The organism is Neorhizobium huautlense (genome assembly GCF_030811685.1).
Lineage (GTDB): Bacteria > Pseudomonadota > Alphaproteobacteria > Rhizobiales > Rhizobiaceae > Neorhizobium > Neorhizobium huautlense_A.
The window spans coordinates 33,402-46,134 of record NZ_JAUSRF010000007.1 but is presented as its reverse complement, the minus strand read 5'-3'; the positions used below and the strand labels follow the sequence as shown (position 1 = coordinate 46,134).

Annotated in this window: 12 protein-coding genes; 8 read left to right on the top strand and 4 right to left on the bottom strand. The window is 58.6% G+C overall.

Annotated features, from left to right (window positions below; translation table 11 throughout):
* Positions 1-300 precede the first annotated feature (300 nt).
* Complete coding sequence (locus tag J2T09_RS12070) at positions 301-993, top strand: helix-turn-helix transcriptional regulator (RefSeq protein ID WP_306834656.1); 693 nt, start codon at positions 301-303, stop codon at positions 991-993.
* Positions 994-1,090: 97 nt separating this feature from the next.
* Here J2T09_RS12070 and J2T09_RS12065 read toward each other — a convergent pair whose 3' ends face one another.
* Entirely contained in the window at positions 1,091-1,987 is an 897-nt protein-coding gene (locus J2T09_RS12065) for a LysR family transcriptional regulator (protein WP_306834654.1), read from the bottom strand.
* Positions 1,988-2,106: 119 nt separating this feature from the next.
* On the opposite strand from J2T09_RS12065, the gene J2T09_RS12060 reads away from it, so the two are divergent.
* The 5 genes from J2T09_RS12060 (at position 2,107) to J2T09_RS12040 (ending at position 8,383) form a co-directional block, all read left to right on the top strand.
* A complete protein-coding gene (locus J2T09_RS12060; protein ID WP_306834653.1) occupies positions 2,107-3,603 on the top strand; it encodes a CoA-acylating methylmalonate-semialdehyde dehydrogenase in 1,497 nt (498 codons plus the stop codon).
* A gap of 214 nt (positions 3,604-3,817) precedes the next feature.
* The gene (locus J2T09_RS12055; protein WP_306834651.1) at positions 3,818-4,891 is read left to right on the top strand and encodes a YjgN family protein; all 1,074 of its coding nucleotides are present in this window, start codon (positions 3,818-3,820) and stop codon (positions 4,889-4,891) included.
* Positions 4,881-5,945: a M48 family metallopeptidase gene (locus J2T09_RS12050; RefSeq protein WP_306834649.1), complete on the top strand. Its 1,065-nt coding sequence runs from the start codon at positions 4,881-4,883 to the stop codon at positions 5,943-5,945. The genes J2T09_RS12055 and J2T09_RS12050 overlap by 11 nt, the downstream gene beginning before the upstream one ends.
* A 462-nt stretch (positions 5,946-6,407) precedes the next feature.
* Positions 6,408-6,887, top strand: coding sequence for an iron-responsive transcriptional regulator RirA (gene rirA, locus J2T09_RS12045; RefSeq protein WP_306834648.1), 480 nt, complete (start codon positions 6,408-6,410; stop codon positions 6,885-6,887).
* Between the two features lie 836 nt (positions 6,888-7,723).
* On the top strand, positions 7,724-8,383 hold the full coding sequence (locus J2T09_RS12040; RefSeq protein WP_306834646.1) for a TetR/AcrR family transcriptional regulator: 660 nt from the start codon (positions 7,724-7,726) through the stop codon (positions 8,381-8,383).
* A gap of 11 nt (positions 8,384-8,394) precedes the next feature.
* Here the strand turns inward: J2T09_RS12040 and J2T09_RS12035 are convergent, their stop codons facing one another.
* Complete coding sequence (locus J2T09_RS12035; RefSeq protein ID WP_306834644.1) at positions 8,395-9,642, bottom strand: NAD(P)/FAD-dependent oxidoreductase; 1,248 nt, start codon at positions 9,640-9,642, stop codon at positions 8,395-8,397.
* 99 nt (positions 9,643-9,741) lie between these two features.
* Positions 9,742-9,972: a hypothetical protein gene (locus tag J2T09_RS12030; RefSeq protein WP_306834642.1), complete on the bottom strand. Its 231-nt coding sequence runs from the start codon at positions 9,970-9,972 to the stop codon at positions 9,742-9,744.
* Positions 9,973-10,200: 228 nt separating this feature from the next.
* Between J2T09_RS12030 and J2T09_RS12025 the strand changes: the two genes are divergently transcribed.
* Entirely contained in the window at positions 10,201-10,434 is a 234-nt protein-coding gene (locus tag J2T09_RS12025) for a tautomerase family protein (protein WP_306834640.1), read from the top strand.
* A gap of 208 nt (positions 10,435-10,642) precedes the next feature.
* On the opposite strand, the gene J2T09_RS12020 is transcribed toward J2T09_RS12025, so the two are convergent.
* A complete protein-coding gene (locus tag J2T09_RS12020; RefSeq protein ID WP_306834637.1) occupies positions 10,643-11,893 on the bottom strand; it encodes a D-amino acid dehydrogenase in 1,251 nt (416 codons plus the stop codon).
* 245 nt (positions 11,894-12,138) lie between these two features.
* Between J2T09_RS12020 and J2T09_RS12015 the strand changes: the two genes are divergently transcribed.
* Positions 12,139-12,600 (top strand): Lrp/AsnC family transcriptional regulator, encoded by a 462-nt coding sequence (locus J2T09_RS12015; RefSeq protein ID WP_306834635.1) that lies wholly within the window; start codon positions 12,139-12,141, stop codon positions 12,598-12,600.
* Positions 12,601-12,733 lie beyond the last annotated feature (133 nt).

Below are 12,733 nucleotides of genomic sequence, written 5' to 3'. Positions count from 1 at the left end.
CGAAACTGTGGCGACTGTTGCGTTGCTGGTCGTCCAAACTCGTTATTTTGACTGTTCTTTCACTATTTTGCTGTAAAAAAATCTAACCGTTTTGGGACCAGTATGTGCCATTTCAGGAATTTGGCATCCACTGGTTGTCGTTTTCGCGTTATCGTCGCAATGATGCGAGAAAACTAAATAAGCAGTTGCGTTTAAAAGGATTTTCTCCTTGTGCGGGAGGAAATATTCGGCTCGAATGTCGTCAGTTTTTAGCTGGGTACTACAACTTATCTTATGCCTAAAGAGACACCTTTTGCAGTAGTGAGCCGCAAGCTTCTTGATACATGGCTTGCATCCGACGCCAATCGCCCCGCCGATGCTATCGATATTTATCGTAGTGTGGTGGATCTTCTTTCCGTGCGCATGCGCCTTACCCTTATTCGTGTGGATGAGGGTGATCCGTGGCAGTGGCGCATGCGGGCAATCCGAACCTACGGATTTGCTTCGCGCCTTCTGGACATGTCCAAGCTTCTGCCCGATGGGCCGCTGGGGGATGTCTCGGATCGCCAGTTCATGGAGCACGCCGTCGTGCCGCGCATGCAGGAGGTGATCCAGACGCAGCAGCCGGTGATCGAGGTGGTCAAGACCCGTGTCATGGGCCTCAGCGTCGGTTACGACCGGATCATGTTGCCGCAGAAAAACGCGGGACACCCGGAATGGGTTCTCACCTGCACAATGGGACGTTTCATGTTCGTTGCACCACAAAAACACGCCGAACTGGATCTCACGGACGAATCGATCGTGCAGTTGCTGGTCGAGGGTGCCACCGCCAAGGAAATCGCGGCGCAGATCAATGTTTCGCCGCGAACGGTCGAGCATCGCCTCGAGCGCATGAAGGACCGGATGGGGGCACGCAATCTCGTTCAGCTGACCGCCATGCTGATGGCGCACCGTCTCGGTCATTTCGCGCCGGAGCCGGAGATGACCTCCATGGAACGTAAGCCGGTTTACTGAACCAGTCGCATCAGCGGCTGTGAATCGGCATCGGCCAGCTTGCCGATGCCGATATCGATGGTCTCCATCCCTGACGCGGTGAATTCCGTCTGCTGTGTCAGGCCTCGCCGCCCGGCGTGAAGGAGACGCTTTCCTCGCGCACGATTTCCCGCAGAAATGCGATGACGGTGCGGATGCGCGGCAGATCGCGCATGCTTTCATGATAGGTCGTCCAGTAGGATCGACGGATACTGATATCGGGCAGTATCCGCTCAAGGCTCTCGTCATCGCGGGCGATATAATCGTGCAGGATGGCGATGCCGGCACCGGCGCGTACCGCGTGCACCTGGCCGATCGCGCTCGAAATCTCGAAACCCGCATCCCAGTTGCGCATCACTTCCCCCGTGAAATTGAGCGAGGGGGAAAAGATCAGGTCTTCCACATAGCCGATCCGGGCATGATCCCTAAGGTCATCGACCGTCTGTGGCGGGGTCCTATGCTTAAGGTAGTCGCGCGATGCATAAAGCCCGAGCGTGTAATCCGTCAGTTTTGCCGAGATCAGCCGGCCCTGTTGCGGTCGTTCGATGGTGATGGCGATATCCGCCTCGCGTTGTGACAGCGAAAAGGAGCGCGGAACCGGCACCAGCTGCAGTTTCAACTGGCTGTGTCGCTGCATCAACTCGCCGAGCCGTGGCGCCAGCACGGCAACACCAAAACCGTCCGGCGCGCCGATCCTGACCGTGCCGGCAATGGCGGCGTCGGTCGATCCGGTGGCGGCCTGCATGGCCAGCATTTCCGTTTCCATCCGCTCGGCGCTGGCATAAAGCGCGTGGCCCTCCGGCGTCAGTTCGCAGCCGGTGGTGCGGCGGATCAGAAGCTGCACCTGCATGTCCGCTTCCAGCGCGGTGATGCGCCGCCCGAGCGTCGCATGATTGATGCCGAGCCGGCGTGAGGCGGCAAGAATTTGCCCGGTGCGCGCCACGGCCAAAAACAAACGGACATCATCCCAGTTCATCACGCTGTTCCCGATTTCGCGCTTAATGTCGAAAAATGCACAACGGATGCGTAAACTATGGCGTTGCCCTGTGCAAATGTGAGTGTCATCCTGCCGCCAACTGAATGGAGGATTTAGTGATGATGACACTCGGACATTTCATCGGCGGCAGCCACGTTCCCGGCACCAGCGGCCGCACGGCCGACGTCTTCAATCCGGCGACCGGCGAGGTTCAGGCCAAGGTGGCGCTGGCCAGCGTCGCGGATATCCGCGCAGCGGTCGAGAATGCCAAGGCCGCGCAGCCGAAATGGGCCGCCACCAATCCCCAGCGCCGCGCGCGCGTGTTCATCAAGTTTGTCGAACTGCTCAACAAGCATATGGATGAACTTGCCACCATGCTGTCGAAGGAGCACGGCAAGACGATCGAGGATTCGAAGGGCGATATCGTCCGTGGTCTCGAAGTCTGCGAATTCGTCATCGGCATTCCGCACCTCTCCAAGGGCGAGTTCACCGAAGGAGCAGGGCCGGCGATCGACATGTATTCGATCCGCCAGCCGGTCGGTATCGGTGCCGGCATCACGCCCTTCAACTTCCCGGGCATGATCCCGATGTGGATGTTCGCGCCGGCAATCGCCTGCGGCAACGCCTTCATCCTGAAGCCGTCGGAACGCGATCCGTCGCTGCCGCTGCGTCTGGCCGAACTGATGATCGAGGCGGGGCTTCCGGCCGGCATTCTCAATGTCGTCAACGGCGACAAGGAAGCCGTCGACGCGCTGCTGACCGATCCGGATATCGGCGCGGTTTCCTTTGTCGGTTCCACGCCGATCGCCCGGTATGTCTATGGCACGGCGGCTGCGAACGGCAAGCGCGCCCAGTGCTTCGGCGGCGCCAAGAACCACATGATCATCATGCCCGACGCCGATCTCGATCAGGCCGTCAATGCGCTGATGGGTGCCGGTTACGGTTCGGCCGGCGAGCGCTGCATGGCGGTATCCGTTGCCGTGCCGGTGGGTGAGGAAACCGCCAACCGTCTCGTCGAAAAGTTGATCCCCAAGATCGAATCCCTGCGCATCGGCCCCTATACGGACGACAAGGCGGACATGGGACCGGTCGTCACCAAGGCGGCGCAGGAGCGCATCAATGGCCTGATCGATCGCGGTGTCGAGGAAGGGGCCAAGCTTCTGGTCGATGGTCGCGGTTTCAAGCTGCAGGGTTACGAGAACGGCTATTTCGTCGGCGGTTCGCTGTTCGACCATGTCACCCCGGACATGGACATCTACAAGCAGGAGATCTTCGGGCCGGTCCTGTCGGTCGTGCGTGCCAAAAATTATGAAGAAGCGCTCGACCTGCCGATGAAGCACGAATACGGCAATGGCGTTGCCATCTATACCCGTGATGGTGATGCGGCGCGCGATTTCGCCTCGCGCATCAATATCGGCATGATCGGCATCAATGTGCCGATCCCGGTTCCGCTCGCCTATCATTCCTTCGGCGGCTGGAAGGCCTCCTCCTTCGGCGATCTCAACCAGCACGGCACGGATTCGATCAAGTTCTGGACCAAGACCAAGACGATCACCGCCCGCTGGCCCTCCGGCATCAAGGATGGTGCCGAATTCGTCATGCCGGTAATGAAGTGATCAGGACCAAGGCCATTTGAAACAGAGACCTGGTGAAGGGTGGCGTCAGCCGCCCTTCGTCGTTTGGGAGGCCTTTTTTGCTGATCGGAAGTGGAGGGTAAAACTCCCCTTTTTCCATTCTGTGATTGAAATTGATTTTTTTTGCGCTAATTGCCGCACCCGATCATTGAGGGTTGCCGCTTTCTGCGGCAATTGAAGGATAGGGGAAATATACATGTCCTTTTCAGACTTGGCGCCCAAGGCGTCAGGCACGCTTGAGCGTGCATCTTTCAGCGGAAACGCGCGCGAATATTTTGGCATCTGGATCGTCAACGTACTTCTGACGATCGTTACCCTTGGCATTTACTCTGCCTGGGCCAAGGTGCGCCGCAATCGTTATTTCTACGGCAACACCGTCATTGCCGGCCGCGCCTTCGAATATCACGCCACCGGCAAGCAGATTTTCATCGGCCGCCTGATCGTGTTCGTTTTCTTCATCGTCACCAACATTCTTTCGACTATCTTCCCGCCCTTTGCCCTGATCGTGTTTCTGATCATCCTCGTGGCGTTGCCCTGGCTCATCCAGCGCAGCCTGCGCTTCAGCGCCCGCGTCACCAGCTATCGCAATGTGCGTTTCGATTTTAAGGGCACGACCGGCGGCGCCTTCGTGGCCGTCCTGCTCGGCAGCATGGTGGCCTCGATTTCCTTCGGTATTCTGGCGCCGCTCTCCAGCCGCTGGGTCTGGCGTTATGTCTTCAACAACCTGCGTTATGGCGATCGTCCGTTTGCCACCGATCCGAAAATCGGCGCGCTCTACCGCGTCTGGATCCTGCCGGCTGCGCTGATCGTCATCGGTACCCTGCTGATCGTCGGTATCGGTTTTGCTGCTGCCGCCGCAACGCAGGCCATGAGCGATACCGAAATGCTGGACAGCATGGCCGGCTTCAGCTCGATCCATTGGGGCATTCTGTTCGTCTTCCTTGCCTATGGCCTCGCTGGTCTGCTCTATCGTATCGGCGTGCGCAACGTTGTGTTCTCCGCCACCACGCTGGACGGCAAGCACCAGCTGGTCAGCGATGCGCCGCGCTTCCAGTATGCATGGGTCGCCATTTCCAATGTCATCGTCACGGTTCTGACGCTCAGCCTGATGCGCCCGTGGGCAGCCGTGCGCATGGCCCGTTTCATGGCCATTCACACCGGCGTCATTGTTGTCGGCGATCTGGGTGAGGTATTGTCTTCGATGGAAGCAAGCGGCTCTGCCATCAGCGCCGAATATCTCGATCTGGAAGGATTTGACTTTGGTTTCTGACGGCACAGTGATCGCGCGGGGCGAATGGCAACCTGCTCATTCCAGCCGCGCGGTCGCAGCTGATCTTCAAGAAAAGCAGGACCAGCTTGTCGCCGTCTCCGACGGCACCACGCTGGCCTCCGGCCGTCGACAGGAGATCGACATCACGCCGCGGGTCGGATCGATCCCGCGGCGTCTGACCTTTGTCGATGGCTCGGTGTTCGAAACCCGCGACAATGACGCCATCGATGCGCTTGTCAGCCGCCATGGCGGCAAGCGAAGCGGTTTTGTGCATCGGCTGGAACAGTTTCATCCGCGCCTGATCGCCTTCACCTTTGCCGTGATCCTTCTGGCCGTCGGTATCTATCGATACGCTCTGCCGATCATGGTCGAGATTGCGGTTCTGGTCACGCCACCGGTCGTGCCGGAAATGATCGGGGCCAGCACGCTCGCATCGCTGGAAAAGACCCTGCTGCGTCCGAGCGAGCTGCCGGAGGCGGAGCAGAACGCCATTCGCGCCGAATTTGCACCATTGGCGAAAAATGCCAAGGGCGGCGAGGGCGCCTACAAGCTGCTGTTTCGCGATGCCCGGCTGATGGGACCGAATGCCTTTGCGCTGCCGGACGGCACGCTGGTGCTGACCGACGATCTCGTGCAGCTCGCCAAGGGCGACCGCCAGATGGTGCTTGGCGTTCTCGGCCATGAGATCGCCCATGCCGAGGGCCAGCACAGCCTGCGGCAGATCTACCGCGTGGCCGGCTTTGCGGCGCTGGTCATGCTGATCGCCGGTGATGTCGGTTCAGGCGTGGAGGATATCCTCTCGCAGGGCGGTGCCCTTGTGGCGCTCTCCCATTCACGCGGCGCTGAAGAAGAGGCGGATCGGCGTTCCGTGGAATTGATGAAGGCCGCCGGTTACGAACCCGCCGCTCTGGCACGTTTCTTCGCAATCCTCGAGGAAAAGCTCGGCGATCGCGGTGAAACCAGCATGCTGTCGACCCATCCCGGCACGCCGGCCCGGCAAGCCTATATTCGGGATTATGCCCAGCAACTTGAAGGTGCTGTTAACGATCCGTGACAATGTACGGCTTTGACACATTGACCTTCCCGGCGACCGGACTAATTTAGCGGTCGAGTAATGAGTTGGGGGAGTTCTGCGTCATGGTTTACGAGTGGGATGCCAAGCGCGCCCGCCGCGTGCAGCTGGGCAAGCTTGGCCTTGCCTTCATCGCGGCCTGCGGTGTTTTCGCGATCGGCAGTTGGGTCGTTTCCATCGTCTGATACAATATAAAGAGCCGCCAGTTGTGGCGGTTCAGCGCCGCGTGTCCAAAAGACGCGGCCGCGCGGCCTTGTGATGGCCTCCTGAACAGCATATAAGAAAAAACTGGAGTAAGGCGCTCATCAAATCGATGGGATGCCTTTCCGGCATTTTTCGGGCGCGTGCATATTTATGTTATTGCGCGAATGAAAATTGTAATTTGGAATTGTTCAAAACTAGCAAAGCCCCTATATAGGACTTCAAGAGTCTCTGGAGACGAAGATGCGCCTGACAAAACAGACCAATTATGCCGTTCGCATGCTGATGTACTGCGCCGCGAATGAAGGCCATTTGAGCCGCATCCCCGAGATCGCCAAGGCTTATGGCGTGTCCGAGCTTTTCCTGTTCAAGATCCTTCAGCCGCTCACCCGGGCAGGCCTTGTCGAAACCGTGCGTGGCCGCAATGGCGGCGTCAGGCTTGGTCGCGAGGCGGCCAAGATCACGCTGTTCGACGTCGTGAAGGTCACCGAAGACAGCTTTGCCATGGCGGAATGTTTTGAGGACGGTGTGGCGGAATGTCCGCTGGTCGACAGCTGTGGCCTCAACGCCGCGCTGCGCAAGGCGCTCAACGCCTTCTTCGATGTTCTTGCCGAATACACGATCGACGATCTGGTGAAGGCCCGTCCGCAGATCAACTTCCTGCTCGGGCTGGAAGAGTTCCCGCCGGTGGAACCTGCCGCCCTGCGCGCTCCGGCGGCCTGAGCGGATCAGGTTCGGGCGACAACCCAAGTAAAAATGACTTTCTTGAAAGCCGCGGAGCGATCCGCGGCTTTTTTCGTTTGTCCTGCAGCTCGCTTCGCCCCGATTCGCAGCTTTTTGAGGTGAGGTGTCGAGGCACCGCGACAGGTTTTTACCGCCCCTTGGTGGCAAGTGCATTCGAGTTGCGCGTGATGAGGGTCTTTTCAGCGTAAAAATAATGTTAATCGATGTATATTCTTATGTTGTCATTGAACCGTTCTAATCAATGAAGTACATGTTGCTCATAAAGGAAGTGGTTGCATTTATTGGTTGAGGGGCTGGTACAATTTCACGGTGCAATGAACGTTTCCATGAAGTGATCTTCTGGAAAACTACATGCCGCGCTAATGGTTTGTCTGGCGTTGATTTGCAGGTCATCGAAAATCCTTGCGTTTGCACATTTCCAATATGTTGTCGGGTTTCCCGAGGTCGCTGCTGAAAGCATGAGGCGATGTTCTGCTTCTGCTTGTTGTGCGGATTTTTGGGATAATCTGTCGGGTTCGTGAAACTATTTCCGACACCTGCTCGTCTGTTCTTGGGCGAGGGTGGTCGTGGAGGTTCACGGATCGGGTGGAGTGCCCTCGAACGGTCGAAGGACGGTTCTGTCCGTTGGGCAGGGCCGGTTGACGAACACGCGCCATGCGGCCCCTCCCGCGCGGCGGAAAATAAAAACGAGGGGGAGGTGATCCGTTCGCGGGTCACTTCCGTACAGTAGTCAGGTTTTAGGATTGCGTATCCGGATACCGCGCTTGTTGCAGCAACAACGCTCCGCTACGCCGAATAACGGTTTGAGGAATATTATGCCAGGTCTCGGTCATGACAGTGGAAGTACATCGTCGCTCCGTCGCGTTCCCAAGCAGGGAAGAAGCCGTGACCGCATCGACGAGATCCTGAAGGTTTCGATGCATCTGATTGGTGAAAAGGGCATCGATGCCGTCACCATGAAGGAAATCGCTGCCCTTTCCGGCGGTCCGATCGCATCGGTCTATCAGTACTTCCCCAACAAGTCGGCCATCATTGCGATGCTTTATGATCGTTATGTCGACCAGACCCGCCTGATCATCGCCAAGTCGATCGAAGGCATCAAGGCGTCCGAGGACGCGCTCAACGCGACCGACACGATGTTCGACGTCTATTACAACAATCTGCGTCAGAATCCGTCGACCCAGGATCTTCTCAACGCCATCCAGGCCGACAAGAGCCTTGCCGATCGCGACATCGAGGAAACCCGCTACCAGTCGGACAATTTCTACGATGCGACCGAACAGTTCATTCCCGAGCAGATGCGCGATGCCTATCGCCGCACCCTGTTCCTGATGTTCCACATGGCCTCGGCAACCCTGCGTCTGGCCCTGATGGTTTCGGAAAAGGAAGGCGAAGTTCTCGTCTCCCAGTTCAAGGCCGTCGTTCGCGCCCAGGCCAGCTACTATTTCGAAGGCAAGTTCCCGGCCTCGATGTAATCCGGCAGAGTTCAGGCCCGAAAACGTTCGGGCCTGTAGGCTGAAATGTCGATGACCGGTTGTTCGCCGGTCATCGTTTCCGCCAGCACGCGGCCGGTTATCGGGCCGAGCGTCAGGCCGTGATGCGCATGGCCGAGGGCGAACCACAGCCCGCGATGGCGTGGCGCCTTGCCGATCACCGGCATCATGTCCGGTGTGCAGGGCCGCGCACCCATCCATGGCTCGCTGTCGAGCCTTTCTCCCAATGGAAATATTTTTCGCGCGATCGCTTCTGCCCGTGCCAGCTGCACCGGCGTTTTCGGCGCATCGCGAAGTGCGAATTCGGCCCCCGTCGTCAGCCTGATGCCTTGGTTCATCGGCGCCAGCAGATATCCGCGCTCCGCATCCATCAGCCAGCCATTCAGCCTTGCGCCATCGCTCGGTGCATAATGCATGTGATAACCGCGCTTGACGCCCACGAGATAACGGTAACCGAGCGGCGCAGTCACCGTGTCCGACCACGGCCCGAGCGCCACGACAACCTCTTCACCCTGCACCGGGCCATCCTGCGTTTTCACCGTCCAGCCATTGGCAACGGGTGAAAGCGTGGTGGCATCGCCATGGACAAAACGTCCGCCCAGCGTTTCGAACAGCCGCACATAGGCCTGTGTCAGCGCCAGCGGGTCGAGCACCGCCCACGGATCACGCCATGTCAGGCCGCCAGCAAAATCCTCGCTCAGATGCGGCTCGCGCCGCGAAAGCTCCGCCTTGTCGAGTGTATCGAATGCAAGCCCGTATTCCGCCTGTTTTGCCCGTGCCGCAGCGAGCTCCGCCTCCAGCGCGGCAGGGCTGCGAAAAACCTCGGTCCAGCCATCCTTGCGGATCAGGTTGCCGGCATTCGCCGCTTCGATCAGGTCCGCATGTTCCGATATCGAATGTTCGATCAGCGGTGCATAAGCCTTTGTGATCAGCCTGTGGCGATCGGCATTGGAATGCCACCAGTAGCGTAGCAAGAAGGGCGCCACCTTCGGCATCGCGCGGGCATGATAAAAGGCATCGACCCTGGTGTTGAGCGCATAACGCAGCAGCACGCCGAAATTCTGCGGAAAACCATAGGGTGCCACGCCCTCGCGCTGGATCAGCCCGGCATTGCCATAGGAGGTTTCCTCGCCGGGATTGCGCCGGTCCACCAGAATGACCGACTTGCCGCGTCGCACCAGATGAATGGCGGTCGAAACACCGATGATACCGGCACCGAGAACGATGACCTCTGCTGTCATGATGATATCCCAAGCAATGATGTCGGTTTCATCTTACAGGCAGGTTGGCGTTCGGCAATCACGCGATATCAGCGGCTATTCAATCTCAGGCGGCTGTTTTCAGGTCCCCGTCGCCGGCAGGCCGGCTGGATCGATCATCGGGTTCAGCATCGATTTCAGCTCCTGCTTTTCCCGGATGCCGAACAGGAACCAGTTGATCAACTGGTCGGCCACGGCCTTTTCCTCCTCGCTGCCGGGCGCGATCGTGCGTTCGCGACAGACCTCGGTCAGAACCTCGTGCAGAAACGACAGATCGTCGCTGTCGATGATGTCGTTGGACGCAAACGGCATGCTGCACCTCCGATCGCGGCTTTTAGGCGGCCAATCCCAGGTCCTCGCCTCAAAGCCTCCAGATTGTCTTGAAGCAGGCAACGCGTCTTTTCCGTGAGAGTTCCATGTGTCGATCTCGTGGTCTTGCCCGCGTCGGATCTGATTTCCGGATTGTCGTGTCGTGGTTATGTTGTAATTCACGGGCATGCGGGCGCCAATGCACGGGCCCGGAAACACAAAGGAGAGCCCATGCCGCACGTGATCGTGAAAATGTATGCCGGCAAGACGGAAGAACAGAAACAGGCGCTGACGGCGGAAATCCAGAAAGCGCTGATGACGGCGATCGGTTCGACGGAAAAGTCGATCTCGGTGGCGATCGAGGATGTCGATCCGGCGGAATGGACGGACAAGGTCTATGTGCCCGATATCGCCGGCAAGCCTGATCTCATCTACAAGAAGCCGGGTTACGATCCCTTTGCCTGAGTGGGCCCTTTTGCCTGAGCGGGTAGGGCTAACGCCATATGGAAAACCCCTCCCAACCCTCCCCACAAGGGGGAGGGCTTAACCCAGCCGACCCTCTCAAGCTCAATTAAGGCAAGAGGTTGCCGCAAACTTTCTCCCCCCTTGTGGGGGAGATGGCGGCAGCCAGAGGGGGACTTGCTGTATAAGCGTCGCCGCAGCTGACAAAAGATCAGGCGTAACGGCTGACCGAAAGGTCGCTCGCATCGATTTCCGGTTCGCGGCCGCTGACGAGATCGGCGATGACGCGCGCCGAACCGGTGCTCATCGTCCAGCCCAGCGTGCCATGGCCAGTGTTGAGATAAAGGCCGGCGATATGCGTGCCGCCGATGATCGGCGTGCCATCCGGCGTCATGGGCCTGAGGCCCGACCAGAACTCGCCCTTGCCGGCTTCGCCACCCGGAAACAGGTCCATGACCGAATGTTCCAGCGTGCGGCGGCGGGCAAGGCCCAGATCATTGGTATAGCCGGAAATTTCCGCCATGCCGCCGACGCGGATACGGTCGCCCAGCCGCGTGATGGCGATCTTGTAGGTCTCGTCCATTACCGTCGATTCCGGCGCGCGCGTTGCGTCGGTGATCGGAATGGTCAGTGAATAGCCTTTCACCGGATAGACCGGCAGATGGATGCCGAAGGATTTGACCAGAAGCGGCGAATAGGAACCGAGCGCCACGACGACGGCATCCGACTTGATGTCGCCCTTGTCCGTATGCACGCCGGACACCTTGCCGCCGGAAATGTCGACGGCCTTAATGTTGTGGCCCCAGAGGAATTTGACGCCCATCGCCTCCGCCTTGGCCGCCAGCGCATTGGTGAACTTGAAGCAGTCGCCGGTCTCGTCCTTCGGGGTCAGAAGCCCGCCAACCACCTTGTGGCGCACATGCGAAAGCGCGGGTTCGACGCGCACGCAGCCATCACGATCCAGCACGTCATAAGGCACGCCATCGGCGGCCAGCGCCTTCACATCCTTGGCGGATGCATCCAGCTGCTCCTGTGTGCGAAAAAGCTGCAGCGTGCCCTGCATGCGCTCATCGTAAGCGATGCCGGTCTCTTCGCGCACATCCGCCAGAGTGATGCGGGCGTAATCGGCCAGCCGCAGCATGCGGCTCTTGTTGATCGCATAGCGCTCCGCTGTGCAGTTCATCAGCATTTTCAGCATCCACGACAACATCGCCGCATCCATTTTGGGACGCAGGATCAGCGGGGCGTGTTTCATGAACAGCCATTTCATCGCCTTGTGCGGAATGCCGGGAGCTGCCCATGGCGAGCAATAACCGAAGGACACTTCGCCGGCATTAGCAAAGCTGGTCTCGAGCGCAGGGCCTAGCTGTCGGTCGATGACTGTGACCTCGTGGCCGGCCTTTGCCAACTGGTAGGCGGATGTCACGCCGATAATGCCGGCGCCGAGAATGGAGACTTTCATGCTGCCCTCAGTGTTTCATGCCGGAAAGGCCACAATACTGCAAAACACAGTTTTGGCCGAGTCCGCACTGCGGCAGCCGCGTTTGAACACGCCCTGAAACCACGCTGCATCACCCGTTCCCGTCATTAATGACTTGATCAGAGCAGCTTATTGAAACGATCACGCAATATCCCGTCGATTATTGCTTGATCATTGCATGATTAGATGTTTTTCAGGCGGTTCTTCGAATTTATGGAACAATTCGCATGTCCGCCATCGATGCTACCGACCGCGATATCATCCGCCTGCTGCGGCTGAACGCCCGCATGAGCAATGCCAAGATCGCCGCTGAAGTCGGCCTGTCGCCATCCGCCTGCCTGCGCCGCATCAACCTTCTGGAAAAGGCGGGCGTGATCAAGGGGTATACGGCGCTCATCGAAAGTGCCGGCGGCAACACGATCGCGGTCATCATCAACATCACGCTGGAGCGGCAGACGGAGGACCACCTCAACCGTTTCGAGGCGGCAATCCGCAAACACCCGGAAATCCGCGAATGTTTTCTGATGACCGGCGATTCCGATTATCTGTTGAGGGTGGAAGTGGAGAGCGCGCTGGAATTCGAGCGCATCCACAAGGAGATCCTCTCCGCGCTGCCCGGCGTGCTACGCATCCATTCCAGCTTTTCGATCCGAAACGTGCTGGCGACGAGGCCAAAAGGCCGGCGATAAAGGCCACTTTATGCCGATTTTCTAAAATTCCCGTAAAAACACCCTATATTCAAATACCGCCCATTCAGGGTTGATTTGCCGCCTTCACGCCATATTTTTCCCCGCACAGACACACCTTCAATTGAGCGCTGCC

Excerpts from the sequence above, each read along its gene's own strand:
- J2T09_RS12065 (WP_306834654.1), bottom strand. The coding sequence starts at position 1,987 with ATGAACTGGGATGATGTCCGTTTGTTTTTGGCCGTGGCGCGCACCGGG.
- J2T09_RS12060 (WP_306834653.1), top strand. The coding sequence starts at position 2,107 with ATGATGACACTCGGACATTTCATCGGCGGCAGCCACGTTCCCGGCACC.
- J2T09_RS12055 (WP_306834651.1), top strand. The coding sequence starts at position 3,818 with ATGTCCTTTTCAGACTTGGCGCCCAAGGCGTCAGGCACGCTTGAGCGT.
- rirA (WP_306834648.1), top strand. The coding sequence starts at position 6,408 with ATGCGCCTGACAAAACAGACCAATTATGCCGTTCGCATGCTGATGTAC.
- J2T09_RS12040 (WP_306834646.1), top strand. The coding sequence starts at position 7,724 with ATGCCAGGTCTCGGTCATGACAGTGGAAGTACATCGTCGCTCCGTCGC.
- J2T09_RS12035 (WP_306834644.1), bottom strand. The coding sequence starts at position 9,642 with ATGACAGCAGAGGTCATCGTTCTCGGTGCCGGTATCATCGGTGTTTCG.
- J2T09_RS12030 (WP_306834642.1), bottom strand. The coding sequence starts at position 9,972 with ATGCCGTTTGCGTCCAACGACATCATCGACAGCGACGATCTGTCGTTT.
- J2T09_RS12025 (WP_306834640.1), top strand. The coding sequence starts at position 10,201 with ATGCCGCACGTGATCGTGAAAATGTATGCCGGCAAGACGGAAGAACAG.
- J2T09_RS12020 (WP_306834637.1), bottom strand. The coding sequence starts at position 11,893 with ATGAAAGTCTCCATTCTCGGCGCCGGCATTATCGGCGTGACATCCGCC.
- J2T09_RS12015 (WP_306834635.1), top strand. The coding sequence starts at position 12,139 with ATGTCCGCCATCGATGCTACCGACCGCGATATCATCCGCCTGCTGCGG.